The sequence below is a fragment of the Mobilicoccus sp. genome (assembly GCF_032060985.1).
In the GTDB taxonomy this organism is placed as follows: Bacteria; Actinomycetota; Actinomycetes; order Actinomycetales; family Dermatophilaceae; genus Mobilicoccus.
In genome coordinates, this window is sequence record NZ_DAMBGD010000003.1 from 35,803 (window position 1) to 58,006 (window position 22,204).

Genomic DNA, 22,204 nt, shown 5'->3' on the forward strand with positions numbered 1-22,204 from the left:
AGCCACGACCTAGACTCGCCGTATGACCGACGCCCCCTCCTCACCCACCGGCGCCCACCTGCGCCGAGGCCCGTTCACGGCCGGTGACCGCGTTCAGCTCACCGACCCCAAGGGCCGCCTCCACACCATCACGCTCATGGAGGGCGGGCAGTTCTTCACCCACCGCGGCAGCCTCGCCCACGACGACGTCATCGGCGCGCCCGACGGATCCACCGTGACGAACACCGCCGGCGTCGAGTACCTCGTCCTGCGCCCGCTGCTGTCCGACTACGTGATGTCCATGCCGCGCGGCGCCGCCGTGGTCTACCCCAAGGACTCGGGTCAGATCGTGCAGATGGCCGACGTGTTCCCCGGCGCCCGCGTCGTCGAGGCCGGGGTCGGCTCCGGTGCCCTGTCGATGTCGCTGTTGCGCGCCGTCGGGGACGGGGGCCGGCTGTACTCCTTCGAGCGCCGGGAGGACTTCGCCGACATCGCGCGCGCCAACGTCGAGGCCTTCTTCGGCGGCCCGCACCCCGCGTGGAGCGTGCAGGTGGGCGATCTCGTCGAGGCCCTGCCGGAGGCCGTCGAGACCGGCAGCATCGACCGGGTCGTGCTCGACATGCTCGCCCCGTGGGACTGCCTCGAGGCGGTCGCCGACGCCCTCGCCCCCGGCGGCGTGCTCATCTGCTACGTCGCCACGGCCACCCAGCTCTCGCGGGTTGCCGAGGACCTGCGCGACCACGGTGGCTTCACCGAGCCCTCGGCCTGGGAATCCCTCGTCCGGGGCTGGCACCTCGAAGGACTCGCCGTCCGGCCCGAGCACCGGATGCACGGCCACACCGGCTTCCTCATCACCGCCCGCCGCCTCGCGCCGGGGGTCACGCCGCCGTTGCGCAAACGGCGGCCCGCCAAGGGCGCTTACGGTGAGGACGCGGCCGAGAGCCCCGCCCTCACCACGCGGGACTGGAGCCCCGAGGACGTGGGGGAGCGCCCGGTCAGCGAGAAGAAGATCCGCAAGATGCGGCGGGCCGCGGGCACCGTGCTCCGGCGCGACGCCGCCGAGACCGGCGAGACCGGCGACACCCTCGGTGCCACCGAGGACGTCCCGGCGCCGCAGGAGGGGGATGACGCATGAGTGAGGCCACCCGTGAGCCCGGACGCGTGACGACAGGTCCCGGGCGCCGGCTCGCCTCGGCGGAGGCCGCGGTCGCCTCCCTCAGCAAGCGCAACGAGGAGCTCACCGGGGCGCTCACCTACGCCCGCAACCAGCTCTCGGGACTCAAGGCGCAGGTCGATGCCCTCGCGAGTCCACCGTTGCAGTACGGCGTGGTCCTGCGCCAGGCCTCGGACGGCACAGTCCAAGTGCTCACCGGTGGACGTCCGATGCTCGTCACCGTGTCCCCGGATGTCCGCGAGAAGGACCTCGCCCCCGGCCGGGAGGTCCGGCTCAACGAGACGCTGTGCGTCGTCGGGGTGGGAGGGTACGAGGACCTCGGGCAGGTCGTCACCGTCCACGAGGTCCTCGACCACGAGCGCGTCGTCGTGCTGCTCCACGGCCAGGAGCAGCGGGTGGCCCGTCTCGCCGAATCCCTGCGTGAGGAGAACGTGCGGGCGGGCGACGCCGTGCTGTACGACAGCCGCACCGGATTCGCGCTCGAGATCGTGCCCGAAGCCGAGGTCGAGGACCTCGTCCTCGAGGAGGTGCCCGACATCTCCTACGCCGACATCGGTGGCCTCGAGGGCCAGATCGAGGCGATCCGCGACTCCGTGGAGCTGCCCTACCTGCACCCCGAGCTGTTCCGCGAGCACCACCTGCGGCCCCCCAAGGGCGTGCTGCTGTACGGCCCGCCCGGGTGCGGCAAGACCCTCATCGCCAAGGCCGTCGCGGCCTCGCTGGCCCGCCAGAGCGCCGAGCTGCGCGGTCGCACCGACACCACGAGCTACTTCCTCAACGTCAAGGGCCCCGAGCTGCTCGACAAGTACGTCGGCGAGACCGAGCGGCAGATCCGCCTCATCTTCCGGCGCGCGCGCGAACACGCCTCCGGCGGTGCTCCCGTCGTCGTGTTCTTCGACGAGATGGACTCCCTGTTCCGCACCCGTGGATCGGGGTTGTCCAGCGACGTCGAGACCACGATCGTCCCGCAGCTCCTCGCCGAGATCGACGGCGTCGAACGTCTCGACAACGTGCTCGTCATCGGCGCGAGCAACCGCGAGGACATGATCGACCCGGCCATCCTGCGCCCGGGTCGCCTCGACGCCAAGATCCGCATCGACCGGCCCGACCAGGCCGCCGCCCGCGACATCTTCGGCAAGTACCTCACGCCCGACCTGCCGCTGGCGCAGTCCGAGCTCGACGCGCACGACGGGTCACGGGAGGCCACGGTCGCGGCGATGATCGACGACGTCGTCACGCAGATGTACGCCCGCACACCGGAGAACGCCTACCTCGAGCTCCACTACGCCGACGGCGCCCGCGAGATCCTCCACTTCGGCGACCTCGCCTCCGGCGCGATGATCCAGAACATCGTCGACCGCGCCAAGCGGGCGGCGATCAAGGACCTCCTCGCCGGCGGGGACCGCGGCCTCACCCGCCGACACCTCACCGACGCGCTGGCCACCGAGTTCGCCGAGAACGAGGACCTGCCCGGGGCGAGCAACCCCGACGACTGGGCGCGGGTCTCCGGACGCAAGGGGGCGCGAGTCGACCGGATCCGTCGTCTCGCGGCGGAGCGACGCGGCACCGCGCCGGCCGCGGCGGTCCTCGACGCCCCGGTGGTCGGCGACATCCTCTGAGCGACCGCCGGGGGCCTCTCGTCGAACTGGGGCGTGCGCTTGGCGGGTCACGGGCCCCTTCTCTGGCCTAGCCTGACGCGGAACAGCCCCCACAGAAAGGCCGTCTCCATGTCCGAAGCCGCAAAGATCGTCGTCGTCGACGGGGCACGCACCCCCATCGGTAGTTTCGGAGGCGCCTTCAAGGCGACCCCCGCCCACGTCCTCGGAGCTCACGCGGTCAAGGAGGCCCTCTCTCGAGCAGGCGTCGCCGGCGAGGACGTCAAGGAAGTCGTCATGGGATGCATCGGGCAGGTCGGCCCGGACGCCTACAACGCCCGCCGCGTCGCGATCGAGGCGGGTCTGCCGGACTCCACCCCGGCGTTCACCGTCAACCGTCTCTGCGGCAGCGGTCTCCAGGCGATCTGGTCCGCCGCGCAGGAGATGCGGTGGAACGGTCTGGACATCACCGTCGGCGGCGGCGACGAGAACATGACGATGATGCCGTTCTACGACTTCGGTGCCCGCAACGGCTACAAGCTCGGGGACCGTTCCCTCGTCGACGGCACGATGATGATGCTCACCGACCCCTTCCACAACGTGGGCATGGGTGTCACGGCCGAGAACGTCGCCGAGAAGTACGGCATCTCCCGCGAGGAGCAGGACCAGTTCGCGCTCCGCTCCCAGCAGCTCGCCGCGAGCGAGGCCGCGCAGGCGGCGTTCGCCGAGGAGATCGCGGCGATCGAGACCGGTGGCCGCAAGCCCGTCACCGTCGACAAGGACGAGCACCCCAAGCCCTCGACGACGGCCGAGGTCCTCGCGGGCCTGCGTCCGGCGTTCAAGAAGGACGGCACGGTCACCGCCGGCAACGCCTCGGGCATCAACGACGGCGCCGCCGCGGTCGTGCTCGCCACCGAGACGGCGGCCGAGGAGCGGGGCCTCACCCCGCTCGTCTCACTCGAGCACGTCTCCGTCGCGGCCATGGAACCCGGCCTCATGGGCTACACGCCCACGCTCGCGCTGCGCGACCTGTTCGCCAAGACCGGGCTGACCCCCAGCACGGTCGACGTCATCGAACTCAACGAGGCGTTCGCGGCGCAGGCCGTGGCCGTCGTCCGCGACGCCGAACTCGACATCGACAAGGTGAACCCGTACGGCGGCGCCATCGCGCTCGGCCACCCCGTGGGCGCCACGGGAGCGATCCTCACGCTGCGCCTCGCCAAGCACCTCGTGCGGGCCGACCTCGAGACCGGCATCGTCACGATGTGCATCGGCGGCGGTCAGGCGCTCGCGGCCCTCTTCCGCCGCGTCTGACGCGCGACGCCGAGGCCCGAGAAGGGTCCACGCGCCGGCCGCTCGGCGGCCATGACGAGGAGCGCGCCGGGGTGGAACGTCACCGCCCCGGCGCGCTCCTGCGCGTGCGCCGCGCCGCGATCGCGCGCCAGCCGAGGAGGAGCACCGCGGTGGTCACGAGGCTGACGATGACGAACGACCAGTGGGTGCCCTGACCCACGAGGGCGCGCACGCTCATCCCGCCCGCGACGGTGACGAGCCACACGACGACGCCGCCGGAGAGCGAGATCGGCGCGACGCGGCGCGCGGCCCACCACACCGCCCAGCCGAGCGCACAGCCGATGAGGAACGGCCAGGCGGTCTGAGGCGCCCCGGTCCACGCCTCGCCGTGGGCGGCGCGCCCGAGGGCGGCGAACACGACGACGAGGACGAGGTCGAGCAGGAACGCGACCGCCGGGGACACCGTGGGCACCGGGTGCGTCGGGGTGCTGCTCGTGGACGTGGACGTGGTCATTCGGGCTCCTCCTTGGTCGCGGGCGAGCCGTTCCGATCTCTCAGAACGGCAGCTTGAGCTGCGGCGGCGCGTGCCGGGGGTCGACGCCGTCGAAGAGGCTGCTGACGGACTCCCCGGCGTGGATGCGGGCGATGGCCTCGGCGAACAGATCGGCCACCGACACGACGACGTGCCTCTCCAGGCCCGAGGGGGCGGGCACAGTGTCGGTGGAGACGACCTCGGTGATGAGCGGATGACGGTTGAGCCGGTCGACCGCCGGGCCCGCGAACAAGCCGTGGGTGCAGACGACCGCGGCCCCGGGGGAGCCGGCCTCCGCGAGCTTGTCGAGCAGCTCGATCATCGAGCCACCCGTCGCGATCTCGTCGTCGAGGACGATGGCCCTCTTGCCGGCGACGTCCCCGACGATCGAGTCGATGATGACGCGATCATCGGCGAGGCGCTGCTTGTTGCCCGCGGCGACGGACAGGCCGAGGAGGCGCGCGAACAGGGTGGCGTTCTTCGCGTTGCCGAGGTCGGGGGAGACGACGACGTGGTCGGTGAGGTCGCGGCCACGGAAGTGTTCGGCGAGGGCGCCGATCGCCGTGAGGTGATCGACCGGGCAGGAGAAGAACCCGTGCACCTGGGGGGCGTGCAGGGCCATCGTGATGACGCGGTCCGCCCCGGCGGTGACGAGCATGTCGGCGACCAGCCGACCGCCCAGCGAGATGCGCGAGGCGTCCTTCTTGTCACTGCGCGCGTACGCGTAGTGCGGGATGACGGCGGTGACGTGCGCGGCGGAGGCACCGCGCGCGGCGTCGATCATCATGAGCAGCTCCATGAGGTGCTCCTGCGTCGGCGGGACCAGGGGCTGCACGATGAACACGTCGCGCTGTCGGCAGTTGACGAGCAGCTGCGCCTGGAGGCAGTCGTTGCTGAACCGCGCGATGTCGACGTCCGAGAGCGGGACCCCGAGGTGGTCGCAGATCTGCCGGGCGAGGGATTGATGGGCGGAGCCGGAGAAGACGATCACGTCACGCACGTCGGGTCCTCGGGGGCGAGGGGCAGGGGCCCGGCCATCCTAAGACGCGGCCGGAGCGCCGACGGACCCGGCAAGCGGGGCGGTGAGGGGGATGTGGGCCTCGAGGACCCACGTCGCGCCGACGGGCCCGGCGTCGAGGCTGCCGCCGAGGAGGCGGAGTCGTTCGGCGAGGGAGTCGAGGCCCAGGCCGGTCGACGGGGTCCGGGGGGTGGCCGGGCTGGTGGCCTCCCGCTCGTTCGCGACCCGCACGACGAGCAGACCGTCGGCGACGGAGGCGTCGAGGTGGCAGACGGCGCCGAGGGGCGCGTGCTTGGTGATGTTCGTCGTGCCCTCCCGGACGACGCGGACGGCGGTCGTCTCGGCCGCGCGCGGCAGATCGGGCGGGGTCGCGGACGACGTCGCCTGGAAACCGAGGAACACGAGGTGCCGCACGGCGGAGCCGAGTGCCTCCTGCAGGTTCTCCGCGTCGAGGTCGCGGACGAGCCCGGGGGACTCGACGGCCTCCTCGGCGCGCAGGACGACGAGGAGCCGCTTCAACGCGTCCAGGCCCGAACGGGCCGTCGTCTCGATCGCGTCCCGGGCGTACTCCTGTTCGTCGGGACGGTCCGTCGAGCGGAGCACGGCGGACTGCATCGCGATGATCGTGAGGTCGCGGGCCACGCTGTCGTGCAGTTCGCGGGCGAGGCCGATCCGTTCGCGGCGGCGTCGCTCGGTGAGCGTCGACAGGGCCTCCTCGGCGGTGCGCCGCCGACGGGCGACGAGGCCGACGCTCCACCCGGCCGTCCCGAACAGCAGGCTGGCGGGGATGACGAACTGCCACGTGAATCCGCTCATCCCGGCGTACCGCTCGGTGAGCACCCCCCACGCCACCCAGAGCACGAGGGAACCGAGGAAGACGGCGGGACGACGTTCGTACCCGAGGACGAACGCCGTGATGAGGAGACCGACGAGGGGCAGGACCGCCGCACCCGCGGGCCGCAGGTGGGGCAGGAGCAGGTCGAGGACCGGCAGGGCGACGCCCCCGAGCAGGACGAGGGCCGGCGCCCGCCAGCGACCGCGGAGCAGCACCGAGAGGAGCAGGAGGAGGAACGTGAACGGAGGAAGGCTGTCCAGGAGAGGAGACGCCGATCGGCGGTCGTCGACGATCCAGTACGCGACGAACAGGCAGCCGTAGGCGATGGCGACCCACAGGAAGATCTGAGGGGGGCTGGCGGAGGAGGCGACCTCGTCGATGGCCACCCGTGTCCGCAACCGCCAGGGCACCCCCAGCAGGCGCCTCACCGGCTCATGTGCGAGAGCACAGCGCAGGCAGGTACCGGCACACCCACTTCGGCGGGCCCTGTGGGACGACCACGTCGGAGGGGACGCGCGGGTCGATGGGAGCGGCGGAGGCCGAGCCCAGGGGCGCGAGGGCCATGACGACGGCGACGGCGACGGCGGACAGGGTGCGGCCTGAGCGGGGCATGAGGGCTCCTCCGAGCTGGAAGCGTCCGGGCGGGGGTGAGTCTATCGGGCGCGGTGGGCATCGGACAGGGTCGCGCGTCGCGATGGGGGAGGATGACGGCATGACGAGCGCGAACGGGGACACGACGTCGGGGACGGCCCGCACGGGGACAGCCCCCACAGGCACAGCCCGCACGGGGGCCGTGGGAGCCGGCACGGCGGGGCCGATCGGTCCGGGACGCCCGCGGCGCGTCCTCATCGCCGAGGACGAGCAGCTCATGCGGCATGCGCTGACGATCTTCCTGCGGGGAGCCGAGGACCTCGAGGTCGTCGGCACCGCGGAGAACGGGGCGCTCGCGGTCGAGGCCGTCGCCCGCCTGTCACCCGACGTCGTCCTCATGGACATCCACATGCCGGTGATGGACGGCATCGAGGCCACCCGTCGCATCCTTCACGACGCGCCGCACACGACGGTCGTCGCGCTCACGACGCTCGGCAGCGTGGAGGCCGCCGTCCCCATGCTGCGCGCCGGTGCGCGGGGCTATCTGCTCAAGGACTGCGACCCCGCGACGCTCATCTCCTCGATCCGCCAGGCCGCGGGTGGTGAACCGGCGCTCGCCCCGTCGGTCACGATGGCCCTCCTGCAGGCGGTGGCGGACGGGGACGAGCGGCTCGCCGGTGACCTGCCGCGGTCGCCGTCGGCGGACGCCCCGGCCCTCACGACCGGCGACAAGGACGTGCTGGAACTCCTCGCCGCGGGCGCCAACACGGCGGAGATGGCCGCCGCCCTCGTCGTCGCGGAGGCGACGGTCAAGAGCCGGCTGGCGAAACTCTGCGCGAAGTTCGGGGTCGACGGTCGGGTGCGGCTGCTCATCCGCGCGACCGAGCTCGGGCTCGTGAGTCCCCGGCTCCACCGCCACTGAGCTCCCGGCACGGCCCCGCCCCTACGCTGGGGCCATGACCTCACCGACGAGCCCCGACGCCCCGGACCCCGTGTCGGAAGGCGCCGCCGACCCGTCGCCTCCGTCGACGTCGGCCGCGGTGGTGCCCGGGTCGGTCCGCCGGGTCATGGGCATCGAGACCGAGTACGGCATCGCGGTGCCCGGCCGTCCGCTGCTCGACCCGGTCGTGTTGTCGGGGCGCGTCGTCCAGCGGTACGCGGCCGGGGGCCATGGCCGGGTGCACCGCACCCGATGGGACTACGCGGGTGAGTCCCCGCTCGTGGACGCGCGGGGGTTCTCGGTGAGCCGGGCGCTCGCGCACGAGAGCCAGCTCACCGACGAGTGGGCCGACGACCCACGGGTCGCGAACGTCGTCCTCACCAACGGCGCGCGCCTCTACGTCGACCACGCCCATCCGGAGTACTCCTCGCCGGAGGTCACGACGCCGCGACAGGCCCTCGTGTGGGACAGGGCCGGCGAGCTCGTCATGGCCGAGGCCGCCCGCGCCGGGTCCTCGGACGCCGGCGAGGACCCGCCGATCGACGTGTACAAGAACAACACCGACGGCAAGGGCGCGAGCTACGGCACCCACGAGAACTACCTCGTCGCCCGCGCCACCCCCTTCGAGCGGATCGTCGCGCAGCTCACGCCGTTCTTCGTCGCCCGCCAGATCCTCTGCGGCGCGGGCCGGGTCGGCCTCGGGCAGAACTCCGAACGGGCCGGCTTCCAGATCTCCTCGCGCGCCGACTTCTTCGAGGCGCGGGTCGGGCTCGAGACGACGTTCCGGCGGCCCATCGTCAACACCCGCGACGAGCCGCACGCCCAGGCCTCCCGATACCGGAGGCTGCACGTCATCATCGGCGACGCGAACCTGTCGGAGGTCTCCGCCCTGCTCAAGGTCGGCACGACGAGCCTCGTGCTCGGGCTCATCGAGTCCGGGCGCCTCGACGAGGATCTCTCCCTGCTCGACCCGGTCGCCGCGCTCAAGGTGCTCTCCCACGACCCCGACCTGCGAGCCCGCGTCGATCTCGTCGACGGCCGGCGGCTCACGGGGCTGGAGATCCTGCGCCGCTACCAGGCCCACGTCCTCCGACACCTGCGTGACGAACTCGGCGGCGACCCACTCGCACTCGCCGACGCCGACACCGTCGAGGTCCTCCGGCGATGGGACGCCGTGATGTCGGCCCTCGAGGTCGGTTCTCCCGAGGCGGGCCGCTGGGTCGAGTGGGTCGCCAAACGCGATCTGCTCGAAGGGTTCCGCGCCCGGGACGGCCTCGACTGGGACGACCCGCGTCTCGTGCTCGTCGACCTCCAGTGGTCCCACGGGACCGCCGGCAAGGGGCTGGCGCGGCGCCTCGAGGCGCGCGGGCGTCTGGAGCGCCTCACGACCGAGGAGGAGGTCGCCCGTGCCGTCACCGACCCACCGCCGACGACCCGCGCCTGGTTCCGTGGTGAGTGCATCCGCCGCTACCCGCGGTCGGTCGTCGCGGCCTCGTGGCAGTCGGTCCTCCTCGACCGCGGCGACGGAGGCCCGCTCCACCGCATCGCGACCTCCGAACCCCTCCGCGGCACGCAGGAGCTCACGGAGGACGTCCTCGACCGGCATCCCGATGCGCCGGGGCTGCTCACCGCGCTCGCCGGGGGCTGAGGTCGACGGGGACCCCACCCCGGGACTCCTGTCCCCACCCTCGGGGGAGGCTCGTTCGGGCGTCGGACACCGCGGGCTATGTTGTGGGTCTGGCATCGCCGCTCGTCCACCGAAAGGCCTGGTATGGAACTCATCGACCGTCTCGTCGAGAAGGCGCTCCGCCGTGAGACCCCCACCCGCGAAGAGGCCCTCGCGGTCCTTCGCACGAGCGACGACGACGTGCTCGACGTCGTCGCGGGCGCCTATCGGGTCCGGCGTGAGTTCTTCGGTCGTCGCGTCAAGCTCAACTACCTCGTCAACATCAAGTCCGGCCTGTGCCCCGAGGACTGCACGTACTGCAGCCAGCGTCTGGGCAGCGAGGCGGAGATCCTCAAGTACTCCCTCGCAGGGCCCGACGCGGTGCTGTCGATGGCCAAGGCGGGCGTCGAGGGCGGCGCCCGTCGGGTCTGCCTCGTGAGCAGCGGCCGCGGACCGAGCGACCGCGACATCACCAAGGTCACCGACGCCATCGAGGCCCTGAAGACCGAGCACCCCGACGTCGAGGTGTGCGCCTGCCTCGGGTTGCTCAAGGACGGCCAGGCGCAGCGCCTCGCGGACGCGGGCGCCGACGCCTACAACCACAACCTCAACACCGCGGCCGAGCGCTACGACGACATCTGCAGCACGCACACCTTCGACGACCGTGTCGACACCGTCACCAAGACCCACGACGCGGGCATGTCCGCCTGTTCCGGGCTCATCGCCGGCACGGGTGAGTCCCACGAGGACCTCGTCTCGGTCGTCTACTCGCTCAAGGAGATCGGGTCGGACTCGATCCCGGTCAACTTCCTCATCCCGTTCGAGGGCACCCCGCTCTCGGAGGAGTGGAACCTCACCCCGGCGGAATGCCTGCGCATCCTCGCGATGGTGCGGTTCGTCTGCCCCGACTCGGAGGTGCGCATCGCGGGCGGTCGCGAGATCCACCTGCGCAGCCTGCAGCCCCTCGGGCTGCACATCGCCAACTCGATCTTCCTCGGCGACTACCTCACGAGCGAGGGCCAGGCCGCCACGGCCGACCTCGAGATGATCGCCGACGCCGGGTTCGTCGTCGAGGGCAAGGAGGAGCGTCCCGGCGAGCTTCTCGCCCGGGGTCTCCACCGCTCCGACCTCATGGACGACGCCCTCGTGGGCACCGACGCCGCCGGCGGGTGCGGCGGACACGACGGTGACGCCGGCGGGTGCGGCGGCAGCCACGCCTGTGGCGGTGCGGGCGCGTGTGGCGGCCACGAGACCGACGCCTCCGCCCCGGCCGACCAGCCCCTCGACGCCGACCGCGCCGCCGCCGACCGGGTCATGGCCACGGCCGCGGCCTTCCACGAGGGTGGACGCGAGGGCGCCGAGGCCGTCCGCGTGCGTCGCCGCGGCATCGGCACCGAACTCGCCCCCAACGCCTGATCCTCCATCGCCCACCTGGGACGCGCCTCGTCACCGGACCGCACCGCGGCCTCCGGTGACGAGGCGCATCCGGCCCCCATGAAAGGACACGCCATGTCTGGACAGGAGCAGATCCGCCCGGAGTACCGCGAGGGCGGGGATCCCGGCGAGCCCACCCCGCCGCCCACGCCGACGGGTGAACGCAAGGCCGCGCTGGACGCCGACATCGACTCGGTGCTCGACGAGATCGACTCCGTGCTCGAGGTCAACGCCGAGGAGTTCGTCCGTGGTTTCGTCCAGAAGGGCGGGCAGTAGGCAGGGACGCGTCAGCGGCCCACGCCGGCGATGCGCAGCACCGTGTCGCGGTAGTGGGTGATCACCTGCTCGGTGCTCCAACCACCGTCGGGCCGGTACCACCGCGAGATGTCGAGGCCGAGGGAGACGATCGACACCGTCGTCATCGACACGTCGGGAACGTCGAACTCGCTGGCGGCGACCCCGGCCGCGACGATCGAACGGAACACCCTGTCGATGCCCTCGCGCAGACGCATGACCTCCTCGCGGTGCTCGGGGCTGAGTGAGTCCAGCTCGTAGTTGACCACCCTCGCCCGCACGGTGCCCTCGGCATGCCACGCCCCGAACGCGCAGGCCACGTCGGCGAGACGCTCGGTGGGGGAGATGCCTCGGGCCGAGGCCTCCTGGATCGAGGTGAGCACGCGGCGGTGGCCGCTGAGGGAGATCGCGTAGAGCAGTTCCTCCTTGGAGCGGTGGTGCACGTACATCGCGGTGGCGCTCATCCCCGCCCGAGCGGCGATGTCCCTGGTCGTCGTGCCGTGGAAGCCCCGCTCGGCGAACGCCTCGGTGGCCGCGGCCAGCAACCGGTCCGACGACGGCGAGGGCGGGTGCTCTCCGGTCATGGCGTCCTCCAGGGTCTCTTGACGAGTCAACCCCACCTGGGCAATGGTTAGCAAACGCTCACTGCAGAGCAAGCGCTTAGTTTGGAGACCTGATGCCCGAAGCCGTAATCGTCGCCACCGCCCGCTCCCCGATCGGGAGGGCCTTCAAGGGATCGCTCGCCTCGATGCGTCCCGACGACATGACCGCGCAGATGGTGCGCGCCGCCCTCGACAAGGTCCCCGGGCTCGACCCGCGTGAGATCGACGACCTCATCCTCGGCACGGGTTCGCCGTCGGGAGAGGGGGGCTTCAACCAGGCCAAGGTGGTCGCCACGCTGCTCGACATGGACCACCTGCCGGGCACGACGGTCAACCGCTACTGCTCCTCGAGCCTCCAGACGACCCGCATGGCGATGCACGCCATCCGTGCGGGGGAGGGGCACGTGTTCATCAGTGCCGGCGTCGAGGCCGTGAGCCGGTTCGGCCAGGGATCCGCAGACGGGTACCCCGACACCCAGAACCCGCTGTTCGCCGAGGCACGGGCCCGGACCGAGGACTTCGCGGCCGGCGGCATGACCTGGCACGACCCCCGCGAGGACGGCGCGCTGCCGGACGTCTACATCGCGATGGGCCAGACCGCCGAGAACGTCGCCCAGCTCACCGGCACGACCCGCGAGGAGCAGGACCGCTTCGGCGTGCGCAGCCAGAACCTCGCCGAGAAGGCGATCGCCGACGGTTTCTGGGCCAAGGACATCACCCCGCTCACGCTGCCCGACGGCACCGTGGTGAGCACAGACGACGGCCCCCGCGCCGGAGTCACCTACGAAAAGGTCTCGACCCTCGACCCGGTGTTCCGTCCCGACGGGACCGTCACCGCCGGCAACTGCTGCCCCCTCAACGACGGGGCCGCCGCGGTCGTCGTCATGAGCGACGTCCGCGCCAAGGAGTTCGGCCTCACCCCGCTCGCCCGCGTCGTGTCCACCGGTCTCACGGGCCTCTCGCCCGAGATCATGGGCCTCGGCCCCGTCGAGGCGAGCCGCCGGGCCCTCGACCTGGCGGGGATGAGCATCTCCGACATCGACCTCGTCGAGATCAACGAGGCCTTCGCCGCGCAGGTCATCCCCTCGGCGCGGCAGCTCGGTGTCGAGGAGGACCGCCTCAACGTCAACGGTGGCGCCATCGCGATCGGCCACCCGTTCGGCATGACGGGGGCCCGGATGACGACCACCCTCATCACCTCGCTGCAGCACCACGACAAGCAGTTCGGTCTCGAGACCATGTGCGTCGGCGGCGGCCAAGGCATGGCCATGATCCTCGAGCGGCTCAGCTGACGCCCACGTCGCCGACCGCCGAACACCACGCATCACCCACATCGCATCCAGCACAGGAGAACTCGTGAACGACTCGACTCAGCGTGTCGCCATCGTCACCGGCGCGGCCCGGGGTATCGGCGCCGGGGTCGCCGCCCGCCTCGCCGCGGACGGCATGGCCGTGGCCGTGCTCGACCTCGACGAGGCGGCCTGCCAGACCGTCGTCGACACCATCGTCGCCGACGGCGGGCGCGCCCTCGCCGTGGCCTGTGACGTCAGCGACCCCGAGCGGGTCGAGGCGGCCGTCGCCACCGTCGCGGAGAAGCTCGGCCCGCCGGTCGTCCTCATCAACAACGCCGGCGTCATCCGTGACAACCTCCTCTTCAAGATGGACGTCGAGGACTGGGACGTCGTCATGAACGTCCACCTGCGCGGCGCGTTCCTCATGTCCAAGGCGTGCCAGGCCCACATGACGACGGCGGGATTCGGGCGCATCGTCAACCTCTCCTCGACCTCGGCACTCGGCAATCGCGGCCAGGCCAACTACTCGACCGCGAAGGCCGGCCTCCAGGGGTTCACCAAGACCCTCGCGATCGAGCTCGGCAAGTTCGGCGTCACGGTCAACGCGATCGCGCCGGGGTTCATCGAGACCGAGATGACCCAGGCCACCGCCGCCCGGATGGGCGTGGCGTGGGAGGACTTCCGCGCCTACGCCGTCTCCCAGATCCCGGTCGCGCGCGGGGGCACCCCGGCCGACATCGCCGCGACGGCGTCCTTCTTCTGCCGCGAGGAGGCGGGGTTCGTCAGCGGACAGGTCATCTACGTCGCGGGCGGGCCGCGCGCCTGACCGCGCTCGACGCCTGCCCGCCCACGCACGAGGAGGAGAATCGCGATGAGAGTGTTCGACGGGATCGAGGAGTTCGAGGCCGCGGTCGGGGAGGAGCTCGGCACGAGCGACTGGTTCGACATCACCCAGGAGATGATCGACGAGTTCGCCGAGGCGACCCACGACCACCAGTGGATCCACGTGGACCCCGACCGCGCGAAGGACGGACCGTTCGGCACGACGATCGCCCACGGCTACCTCACCCTGTCGCTCGTCTCGGTGATGTTCGCGCAGATCTACCGGGTCGACGGGCTCAAGCTCGGCATCAACTACGGCAGCAACAAGGTGCGCTTCCCCTCGGTCGTGCCCGTGGACTCGCGCGTGCGCGGGCACGTCGAACTGGTGTCGGTGACCCCGACGGCGATGGGGCGTCAGGCCGTCACCAAGGTGACCGTCGAGATCGAGGGCGCCGACAAGCCGGCCTGCGTCGCCGAGATCGTCAGCATCCTCGTCCCCTGACCCGGCCGCCGAGCACTCGCCGTGGGTCGGCGAGGGACGTGCGCCCGATCCAGCACCACCCACGTGCCCGCCCGTCGAAAGGCTCCGCCGATGCCCACCCTGTCCGTCGCCAGCATCCTGTCCGAGTCGGCCCGCCGCACGCCCGAGGCGACCGCCCTCGTCCAGGGCGACCGCACCTGGACCTACGCCGAGGCCTGGCGCGAGGCCCGCGCCGTCGCCGGCGGCCTCGCCGCGCGGGGGGTCGCGCCCGGCGATCGGGTCGGCCTCCTCGCGCCGAACGTCAGCGACTTCGTCGCCGCGTACCACGGCATCCTCGCGGCGGGCGCGACGGTCGTCCCCGTCCCGACGCTGCTCGGGCCCAGGGAGGCCGCCTACCTCGTCGAGAAGACGTCGGCGAAGGCCCTCCTCTACCACGACAGCATGGCCGAGACCGCCCGGGAGGCCGCCCGTCTCGGGGGCACGGAGGCCCTCGAGATCGCCCCGCTGATCGGCAGCGAACCGATCGACACGCTCGTGTCACGCGCCCCCGATGACATCGCGGTGATCTTCTTCACGAGCGGCACCACCGGTCGCCCCAAGGGCGCGCTGCTCAGCCACCTCAACATCACGATGAACGTGCTCAACAACGCGTTCGACAGCAACCCGTTCGAGACCACGGACGTCGTCATGGGCGTGCTCCCCCTGTTCCACGTCTTCGGCCAGAACGTCGGGATGAACACGGCGTTCCGGGTGGGGGCGACGCTCGTGCTGCAGCCGAGGTTCGACCCGCAGGAATGCCTGCGCCTCATGCACGACCACGACGTGACCCTCATGTTCGGCGTCCCCACGATGTTCGTCATGCTCCTCGCGGCGCTCGACGCCCCGGAGTCGCCCGGCCCCCCGCCCACCCTGCGCCTGTGCGTCTCCGGTGGCGCCTCCCTGCCGGTGTCGGTCCTCGAGGCGTTCGAGGCGCGTTTCGGCACGCAGATCCTCGAGGGGTACGGGCTCTCGGAGACCTCACCGACGATCACCGCCAACCAGACCCGCCACGGGACGAGGCCCGGCACGGTCGGACACCCGGTGTGGGGTGTCGAGGTCGAGATCGCCGACCCCACGACCGAGGACGAGATCGTCCTGCTCGGTGTGGGGGAACGTGGCGAGGTCGTCGCTCGCGGCCACGCGGTGTTCGAGGGGTACCTCGACGATCCGGAGGCGACCGAACGGGCCGTCGTCGACGGGTGGTTCCGCACCGGCGACATCGGCGTCAAGGACGAGTCGGGGTTCATCTCGATCGTCGACCGCAAGACCGACCTCGTCATCCGCGGCGGGTTCAACATCTACCCGCGGGAGGTCGAGGAGGTGCTCGGCCGCCACCCCGCGGTCAACATGGTGGCCGTCGTCGGCGTGCCCGACGAGGTGCAGGGCGAGGAGGTGTGCGCCGTCGTCACCGTCAACCCCGGGGCGGAGGTCACCGCGGAGGAGCTCATCGAGTACGGCAGGGAGCACCTCGCCAAGCACAAGTACCCGCGGCGCGTGGAGATCGTCGAGGCCCTGCCGATGGGTCCGAGCATGAAGATCCTCAAGCGCGAGATCCGCAGGAACCTCGTCGAGTCGCCGACGACGGACTCCTGACGACCGGCCTCGGCGCCGGGCGTCGGCGGCGCCCCGTACCCTCGCCCGTATGGACCGGCGCATCTACGGCATCGAGACCGAATACGGGCTCACCTGCACCGTCGAGGGCAAGCGGCGACTGACGCCCGACGAGGTCGCGCGGTACATGTTCCGCGGCATCGTCGCGTGGGGGCGCTCCTCGAACGTGTTCCTCGGCAACGGGGCCCGCCTCTACCTCGACGTCGGCAACCACCCCGAGTACGCCACGGCCGAATGCGACACCCTCGTCGACCTGCTCGCGCAGGACCGGGCGGGGGAGAGCATCGTCCAGGGCCTCGCCGACGAGGCCCGCACGCGCATGGCCGAGGACGGCATCGACGCCGCGGTCTACGTGTTCAAGAACAACCTCGATTCCGCGGGTACGTCCTACGGCTGCCACGAGAACTACCTCGTCGCCCGGTCCACCGACCTCGACCAGCTCAGCGACGCGCTGCTGCCGTTCCTCGTCACCCGGCAGCTCGTCTGCGGCGCCGGGCACGTGCTCCTCGACGCCAAGGGCGTCGGCACCTACGTGCTCTCCCAACGGGCCGACGTCATGTGGGAGGGGGCGAGCAGCGCCACCACGCGGTCGCGCCCGATGATCAACACCCGCGACGAGCCGCACGCCGACGCCGACCGGTTCCGCCGTCTGCACGTCATCGTCGGCGACTCCAACGTGTGCGAGACCACGACGATGCTCAAGGTCGGGTCCACGGACCTCGTGCTGCGCGCCCTCGAGGCCGGACGGCGACCCGACGACCTCACCCTCGCCAACCCCATGACGGCCATCCGCGCCGCGAGCCGGGACCTCCTCGGCGCCGCCGACGTCGCCCTCGCCCGCGGGGGGCGCGCCCGCGCGCGGGACGTCCAGCGCGCCTACTTCGAGCTGGCCGCCGCGCACCTCGCGGCCGAGGGGCCCACCCGGCCGCTCGACGCCGAGGTCCTCGACCTGTGGGACCGCACCCTCACCGGGTTGGAGGCCGGCGACATGTCGGGGGTGGACACCGAGATCGACTGGGTGGTCAAGCACCGCCTGCTCACCCGGTTCGCCGAACGGCAGGGGCTCGAACTGGCCGACCCCCGGGTGGCGCAGATGGAGCTCAACGTCCACGACATCGACCCGCGCCGCGGCGTCCTCGCCCGCATGCGCGACAAGGGTCTCCTCGCGACCGTCGTCACCGACGAGCAGGTGGCACGGGCCCGCACGACGGCACCCGCCACCACCCGGGCACACCTGCGGGGAACGTTCGTCGACGCCGCGCGGCGGCACGGCCGGGACTACACCGTCGACTGGAGTCACCTGCGGCTCGATGACCAGGTCGGTCGCACCGTGTTGTGCAAGGACCCGTTCGCCGCGGCGGACCCGCGCGTCGACGACCTCCTCGCCTCCGTGAGGAGGGCCGGGGACGCAGCGGACCGGTGAGCACGTCTGCCGGAGTGCGTGACTCGCCTCCTCGTTCCGACACGCATGGACCTCCACGCTGAGGGAGTTCCCAGCCTGCCTGGTTATGGTGGAGAGTCGGGCCCAGCCCCGACGACCACCGTCCGACTCCCAGAAGGCCTCCGCGTGTCCTCGATCCGACTGCGCCTCGCCGCCGCCGTGCTGCCGTTCACCCTCGTCCTCTCCGCCTGCGGCGGGGACGGGAAGGACGGCTCCTCGGCGGAGGCCACCGCTCCCGCCACCGCCTCCGCTCCCGCCCAGTCGGCCGAGCTCGCCGGCGTCAAGGTCGAGGGGGCCGGCACCGAGAAGGCGTCCCTCGTCCTCCCGAGCAGCCCGTTCACGACGAGCGGGCCGGGCTATCGCGTCGTCGAGGAGGGCACCGGCAAGCAGATCGGTGGCGAGGACGAGGTCAGCGCCCACTACCTCCTCGTCAACGGCAAGAACGGCAAGCAGGTCGACGCCCGCCTCGGCAAGGAGGCCGTCGGCCTGTCGATGGCCGACAAGAGCCTCCAGTCGGCGATCCAGTCCGCGATGGTGGGGCAGAAGGTCGGCTCGCGACTGCTCGTCGCGATCCCGGCCAGGGAGGCCGTGGGTGACCAGGGCAACTCCCAGCTCGGTATCGCCCCCGCCGACACCCTCGTCTACTACTTCGAGGTCACGGACGTGAAGACCCCGCTCACCCAGGCGACCGGGACTCCCGTGCCGCCGAAGCCGGGCCTGCCGACCATCGAGATGGGCAAGACCCCGCAGGAACCGGCGAAGATCACGATCCCCAAGGGCGCCACCCCGCCCACGAAGACCGTCGTGCAGCCCCTCATCGAGGGCAAGGGCCCCAAGGTCGCCGCCGGGCAGACCGTGCGGGTCACCTACACCGGCGCCACGTGGCGGGAGCCGTCCAAGCCGTTCGACTACTCGGGCAAGTCGCCCGAGGGCCACGTCGAGTTCGCCGTCGGCAAGGGCGAGCTCATCAAGGGATGGGACGAGGGCATCCCCGGCCACGCGGTCGGCAGCCGCCTGCTCGTCATCGTCCCGCCGGCGGACGGCTACGGCAAGCAGGGCCGTGAGCCCGACATCAAGGGCGACGACACCCTCGTCTTCGTGCTCGACATCCTCGACGCGCGCTGACGCGAGACCGGACGCCCTCGAACGTCTGTGCGGTAGCGTGCGGGCCATGAGGTCCACGCCCATGGCCGCCGCCAAGACGGAGAGACTCCTCAACCTCGTCATCGCCCTGCTCTCGACGCGGCGGGCGTTGCCGCGTGCCGCGGTTCGCGAGCGGGTCGCGGCCTACCGCGAGGCGCCGAACGACGAGGCCTTCGAGCGGATGTTCGAGCGCGACAAGGACGAGTTGCGTGAGTTGGGGATCCCCGTCATCACCGAGGACCTCGACGTCTACTTCTCCGACGAACCCGCCTACCGCATCGACCGCGTCGAGTACGCCCTTCCCGACCTCGAGGTGACCCCCGAACAGATGTCGCTGCTCGCCCTCGCCGGGCGCACGTGGTCGGAGGCCTCGCTCGGTGCCGCGGCCTCCCGGGCCCTGCGCAAGCTCGAGGCCGTCGCACCCGACGACGAGGCCGGGGCCGGTGTCGCCGACGGCCTGGACCGCATCGAGGCCGGTGTCCGCACGAGCGAACCGGCCTTCGAGGCGGTACGGGCCGCGGTCGTCACGACCCGGCCCGTGCGGTTCCGCTACCGCAGCCGGCGGGGGGACCCGACGAGTCGGCAGGTCCAGCCGTGGGGGATCACCGCGTGGCACGGCCACTGGTACCTCACGGGATTCGACCTCGACCGCGAGGGGCCCCGCGTGTTCCGTCTCGACCGGGTCGTCGGGGCGGTGTCGTTCGCGGGGGCGCCGGGCTCCTACACGATCCCCGATGACCACGACCCGCGCGCCGTCGTCGCGTCCTCGCTCGCGGGCGGGGAGCCGATCACCGCGACCCTCCGCATCCGGCCCGGTCGTGGGCACGTGCTGCGTCGCCGTGCGCGGGTGATCGGGACGGCGTCGGGTCCCGACACCGCCTCGTGGGACGTCGTCGAGGTCACCGGGGCCGGGGTCTCCTCCCTCGCCGACGAGATCCTCGGGCACGGCGCCGACGTCGTCGTCGAGGCGCCCCCGCCGCTCCGTGACCTCGTCCGCGAGCGGCTGTCCGCGGTCCTCGCCGCACACGCCGACGGGGGAGCGGCATGAGCCCGGCCCGTCGCGGCCCGGGCGGTGCCGGTCAGGAGTCGGCCACCGCGCGCCTGTCGCGGTTGCTCACGATGGTCCCCTGGCTGCTGCGCCGTCAGGGCGTCGACATCGACGACGCCGCGCGCCAGTTCGGCGTGAGCCGGGACCAGATCGAGTCCGACCTCGGTCTGCTGTTCGTCTGCGGCCTGCCGGGCGGCATGCCCGACGATCTCATCGAGGCCGAATGGGAGTCGGGGCGTGTGTATCTCGGCAACGCCGACACGATCGCCCGCCCCCTGCGGCTCGGCGCCGACGAGGCGCTCACCCTCCTCGTCGGCCTCCGCAGCCTCGCCGACGTGCCCGGTCTCGCCGACCCCCGACTCGTCGCCGACACCATCGCGCTGCTCGAGTCCGCCCTCGACCCGTCGTCGGCGGCGTTGGCGCGGGAGGCGGGCCGGCGCATCCACGTCGACGCGGGGTCGGACGCCGAGACGCGCCACGTCCCCGCGCTGCGAGAGGCCCTGCGGTGTCGTCGGCGGGTGCACCTGCGCTACGTCGTCCCCACGCGCGACGAGGCCACCGAACGCGACGTCGACCCCATGCGCCTCACCCGGGCCGAGGGGCACTGGTACCTCGAGGGGTGGTGCCACCTCGCGCAGGACACCCGCCTGTTCCGGCTGGACCGCATCGAGGCGCTCGATGTCCTGGACGTCGACGGCACCCCGCCGCCGCAGGCGCACCCTCGCGACCTCGCCCACGGCCCCTACCGGCCGGAGGACGCCGAACTCACGGTCACGGTCCTCCTCGAGCCGGAGGCGCGGTGGATGCTCGACTACTACCCGCACGAGGTCGTCGGGTCCGCCGACGGGGAGCGCGTGACGATCACGATGCCCGCCTCCGACCCGGCGTGGATCACCCGGCTCATGCGGCGCCTCGGCGGACGCGCCCGCGTCCTCTCCCCGCCCGAGGTGGTCGACCTGGTCCGCGAGGAGACCGCCGCGGCCCTCGCGCTGTACGACGGTCCGGCCCCGGCGGGCTGAGGAGCCACGCCGAGATCACCCACGGCGCGGGCGCCCCCGGGGTCCCGAGTCGTGCTCAGGGTCCCCCCGTAGACTGACGACGCTGCACCGCCATGGTGCCCGGACGACCTCACTTCGTGACTCGAAAGGCCTCTCCCATGCCCAACCTGGGTGCACCGGAAATCATCATCATCATCCTCGTGATCGTCGTCCTCTTCGGATGGAAGAAGCTGCCGGACGCCGCACGCAGCCTCGGCCGGTCCATGCGCATCTTCAAGGCCGAGGTCGAGGAGATGAAGGACAAGCCGAGCGCGGCCGGCCGTGAGACGGTACCGGGCGAGGCGCGTCGTGAGACCCGCACCGAGACCCGCACCGAGACCGTGCCGCCGGAGGACCACCGCGGCCCCGCCACGGAGACGCACACCACGGTCCGGGAGGAGCGCATCGTCGAGGACACCCCTCGCACGGACGGCCCGCGCACCGACGGACGCCGTGACGGCGACCAGTACCGTCCGCCGATGGCCTGAGGGCCGCGATGGCGCTCCGTCGCGCGAAGCGTGACCCCGAGGGGCGGATGTCCCTCGGCAGTCACCTGCGAGAACTCCGCAACCGCATCGTCATCGCCGTCGTCGCGCTCGTGCTCGCGGCGATCCCCGGGTGGGTCATGTACGACTCGCTCATCGCCGCCCTCGCGGCGCCGATGAAGCGGCGAGGTGCCGACCTCAACTTCGCCAACCTCACCGACCCGTTCGTCGTCCACCTGCAAGTGGCGTTGTTCGTCGCGGTGATCCTCTCCAGCCCGGTGTGGCTGTGGCAGATCTGGGCGTTCATCGTCCCCGGCCTGCGCAAGAACGAGAAGCGGATCGCCATCCTCTTCATCACGTGCTCGGTGCCGCTGTTCCTCGCCGGGTGCTGGTTCGCCTACCTCACCCTCGACGCCGCCGTCGACGTGCTGCTCGGGTTCACCCCGACCGTCGGCGACAACATCATCGACGCCTCGTTCTATCTCACGTTCGTCACCAGGTTCATCCTCGCGTTCGGGTTCTCCTTCCTCCTGCCGATCCTGCTCGTCGCCCTCAACATGGTCGGCGTGCTGCCGGCACGCACGATGCTCAAGGCGTGGCGGTGGGCCGTGCTCCTCATCTTCCTGTTCGCGGCAATCATCACCCCGACGCCGGACCCCTGGACGATGACGGGCATGGCGGCGCCCATGATCGGGCTGTACTTCGGTGCCTGCGGGGTCGCCGCGATCCTCGACCGCATCCGGGCCAAGCGGCGACCCGAGTGGGTCGCTACCCCCGACGACCAGGCCAGCCCACTCTGATGCGCACCGCGGGGTGAGTCGGTGTCGACGAGGCACTGTCGGCCTCGTGCCC

General features: G+C 71.8%; 22 protein-coding genes. 17 read left to right on the forward strand and 5 right to left on the reverse strand.

What is annotated here, in order from left to right:
• The first annotated feature begins 22 nt into the window (after positions 1-22).
• From RT054_RS03315 to RT054_RS03325, 3 genes are all read left to right on the forward strand, one after another.
• Positions 23-1,114, forward strand: coding sequence for a tRNA (adenine-N1)-methyltransferase (locus tag RT054_RS03315; RefSeq protein ID WP_313022149.1), 1,092 nt, complete (start codon positions 23-25; stop codon positions 1,112-1,114).
• Positions 1,111-2,772 carry a proteasome ATPase gene (arc, locus tag RT054_RS03320; RefSeq protein WP_313022150.1) on the forward strand — a complete coding sequence of 554 codons (1,662 nt, stop codon included), beginning with the start codon at positions 1,111-1,113 and terminating at the stop codon, positions 2,770-2,772. Before RT054_RS03315 ends, arc begins: the two co-directional genes overlap by 4 nt.
• 108 nt (positions 2,773-2,880) lie before the next feature.
• The gene (locus RT054_RS03325; RefSeq protein WP_312719505.1) at positions 2,881-4,062 is read left to right on the forward strand and encodes a thiolase family protein; all 1,182 of its coding nucleotides are present in this window, start codon (positions 2,881-2,883) and stop codon (positions 4,060-4,062) included.
• 79 nt (positions 4,063-4,141) lie between these two features.
• Here the strand turns inward: RT054_RS03325 and RT054_RS03330 are convergent, their stop codons facing one another.
• From RT054_RS03330 to RT054_RS03345, 4 genes are read right to left on the reverse strand one after another with little or no spacing between them, the layout of a single operon-like run.
• Entirely contained in the window at positions 4,142-4,555 is a 414-nt protein-coding gene (locus RT054_RS03330) for a DUF3054 domain-containing protein (RefSeq protein ID WP_312719503.1), read from the reverse strand.
• A gap of 40 nt (positions 4,556-4,595) precedes the next feature.
• The gene (locus tag RT054_RS03335) at positions 4,596-5,573 is read right to left on the reverse strand and encodes a ribose-phosphate pyrophosphokinase (RefSeq protein ID WP_313022151.1); all 978 of its coding nucleotides are present in this window, start codon (positions 5,571-5,573) and stop codon (positions 4,596-4,598) included.
• 39 nt (positions 5,574-5,612) lie between these two features.
• A complete protein-coding gene (locus RT054_RS03340) occupies positions 5,613-6,854 on the reverse strand; it encodes a histidine kinase (RefSeq protein WP_313022152.1) in 1,242 nt (413 codons plus the stop codon).
• Between the two features lie 4 nt (positions 6,855-6,858).
• On the reverse strand, positions 6,859-7,038 hold the full coding sequence (locus RT054_RS03345) for a hypothetical protein (RefSeq protein ID WP_313022153.1): 180 nt from the start codon (positions 7,036-7,038) through the stop codon (positions 6,859-6,861).
• A 100-nt stretch (positions 7,039-7,138) separates the two neighbouring features.
• Here RT054_RS03345 and RT054_RS03350 point away from each other — a divergent pair, with 100 nt between their 5' ends.
• The 4 genes from RT054_RS03350 (at position 7,139) to RT054_RS03365 (ending at position 11,333) form a co-directional block, all read left to right on the forward strand.
• A complete protein-coding gene (locus tag RT054_RS03350) occupies positions 7,139-7,939 on the forward strand; it encodes a response regulator transcription factor (RefSeq protein ID WP_312719497.1) in 801 nt (266 codons plus the stop codon).
• Positions 7,940-8,084: 145 nt separating this feature from the next.
• On the forward strand, positions 8,085-9,605 hold the full coding sequence (gene dop, locus RT054_RS03355; protein ID WP_313022296.1) for a depupylase/deamidase Dop: 1,521 nt from the start codon (positions 8,085-8,087) through the stop codon (positions 9,603-9,605).
• Positions 9,606-9,728: 123 nt separating this feature from the next.
• The gene (gene bioB, locus RT054_RS03360) at positions 9,729-11,039 is read left to right on the forward strand and encodes a biotin synthase BioB (RefSeq protein ID WP_313022154.1); all 1,311 of its coding nucleotides are present in this window, start codon (positions 9,729-9,731) and stop codon (positions 11,037-11,039) included.
• A gap of 93 nt (positions 11,040-11,132) precedes the next feature.
• A complete protein-coding gene (locus tag RT054_RS03365) occupies positions 11,133-11,333 on the forward strand; it encodes a ubiquitin-like protein Pup (RefSeq protein ID WP_312719493.1) in 201 nt (66 codons plus the stop codon).
• Between the two features lie 11 nt (positions 11,334-11,344).
• Here the strand turns inward: RT054_RS03365 and RT054_RS03370 are convergent, their stop codons facing one another.
• Positions 11,345-11,935, reverse strand: coding sequence for a TetR/AcrR family transcriptional regulator (locus RT054_RS03370; RefSeq protein ID WP_313022155.1), 591 nt, complete (start codon positions 11,933-11,935; stop codon positions 11,345-11,347).
• A 92-nt stretch (positions 11,936-12,027) separates the two neighbouring features.
• Here RT054_RS03370 and RT054_RS03375 point away from each other — a divergent pair, with 92 nt between their 5' ends.
• From RT054_RS03375 to tatC, 10 genes are all read left to right on the forward strand, one after another.
• Complete coding sequence (locus RT054_RS03375; protein WP_313022156.1) at positions 12,028-13,245, forward strand: acetyl-CoA C-acetyltransferase; 1,218 nt, start codon at positions 12,028-12,030, stop codon at positions 13,243-13,245.
• 64 nt (positions 13,246-13,309) lie between these two features.
• A complete protein-coding gene (gene fabG / locus RT054_RS03380; protein WP_313022157.1) occupies positions 13,310-14,071 on the forward strand; it encodes a 3-oxoacyl-ACP reductase FabG in 762 nt (253 codons plus the stop codon).
• Between the two features lie 45 nt (positions 14,072-14,116).
• Positions 14,117-14,569 carry a MaoC family dehydratase gene (locus RT054_RS03385; protein WP_313022158.1) on the forward strand — a complete coding sequence of 151 codons (453 nt, stop codon included), beginning with the start codon at positions 14,117-14,119 and terminating at the stop codon, positions 14,567-14,569.
• Between the two features lie 90 nt (positions 14,570-14,659).
• Positions 14,660-16,180, forward strand: coding sequence for a long-chain fatty acid--CoA ligase (locus RT054_RS03390; RefSeq protein WP_313022159.1), 1,521 nt, complete (start codon positions 14,660-14,662; stop codon positions 16,178-16,180).
• Between the two features lie 49 nt (positions 16,181-16,229).
• The gene (gene pafA, locus RT054_RS03395) at positions 16,230-17,621 is read left to right on the forward strand and encodes a Pup--protein ligase (protein WP_313022160.1); all 1,392 of its coding nucleotides are present in this window, start codon (positions 16,230-16,232) and stop codon (positions 17,619-17,621) included.
• Between the two features lie 144 nt (positions 17,622-17,765).
• On the forward strand, positions 17,766-18,764 hold the full coding sequence (locus tag RT054_RS03400; protein WP_312719485.1) for an FKBP-type peptidyl-prolyl cis-trans isomerase: 999 nt from the start codon (positions 17,766-17,768) through the stop codon (positions 18,762-18,764).
• A 46-nt stretch (positions 18,765-18,810) separates the two neighbouring features.
• A complete protein-coding gene (locus RT054_RS03405; protein WP_313022161.1) occupies positions 18,811-19,830 on the forward strand; it encodes a WYL domain-containing protein in 1,020 nt (339 codons plus the stop codon).
• Positions 19,827-20,849, forward strand: a complete 1,023-nt coding sequence (locus RT054_RS03410; protein ID WP_313022162.1) for a WYL domain-containing protein — start codon at positions 19,827-19,829, stop codon at positions 20,847-20,849. The genes RT054_RS03405 and RT054_RS03410 overlap by 4 nt, the downstream gene beginning before the upstream one ends.
• Before the next feature lie 137 nt (positions 20,850-20,986).
• A complete protein-coding gene (gene tatA / locus RT054_RS03415; protein WP_312719479.1) occupies positions 20,987-21,355 on the forward strand; it encodes a Sec-independent protein translocase subunit TatA in 369 nt (122 codons plus the stop codon).
• 8 nt (positions 21,356-21,363) lie between these two features.
• Positions 21,364-22,152 carry a twin-arginine translocase subunit TatC gene (tatC, locus tag RT054_RS03420; RefSeq protein WP_313022163.1) on the forward strand — a complete coding sequence of 263 codons (789 nt, stop codon included), beginning with the start codon at positions 21,364-21,366 and terminating at the stop codon, positions 22,150-22,152.
• Positions 22,153-22,204 lie beyond the last annotated feature (52 nt).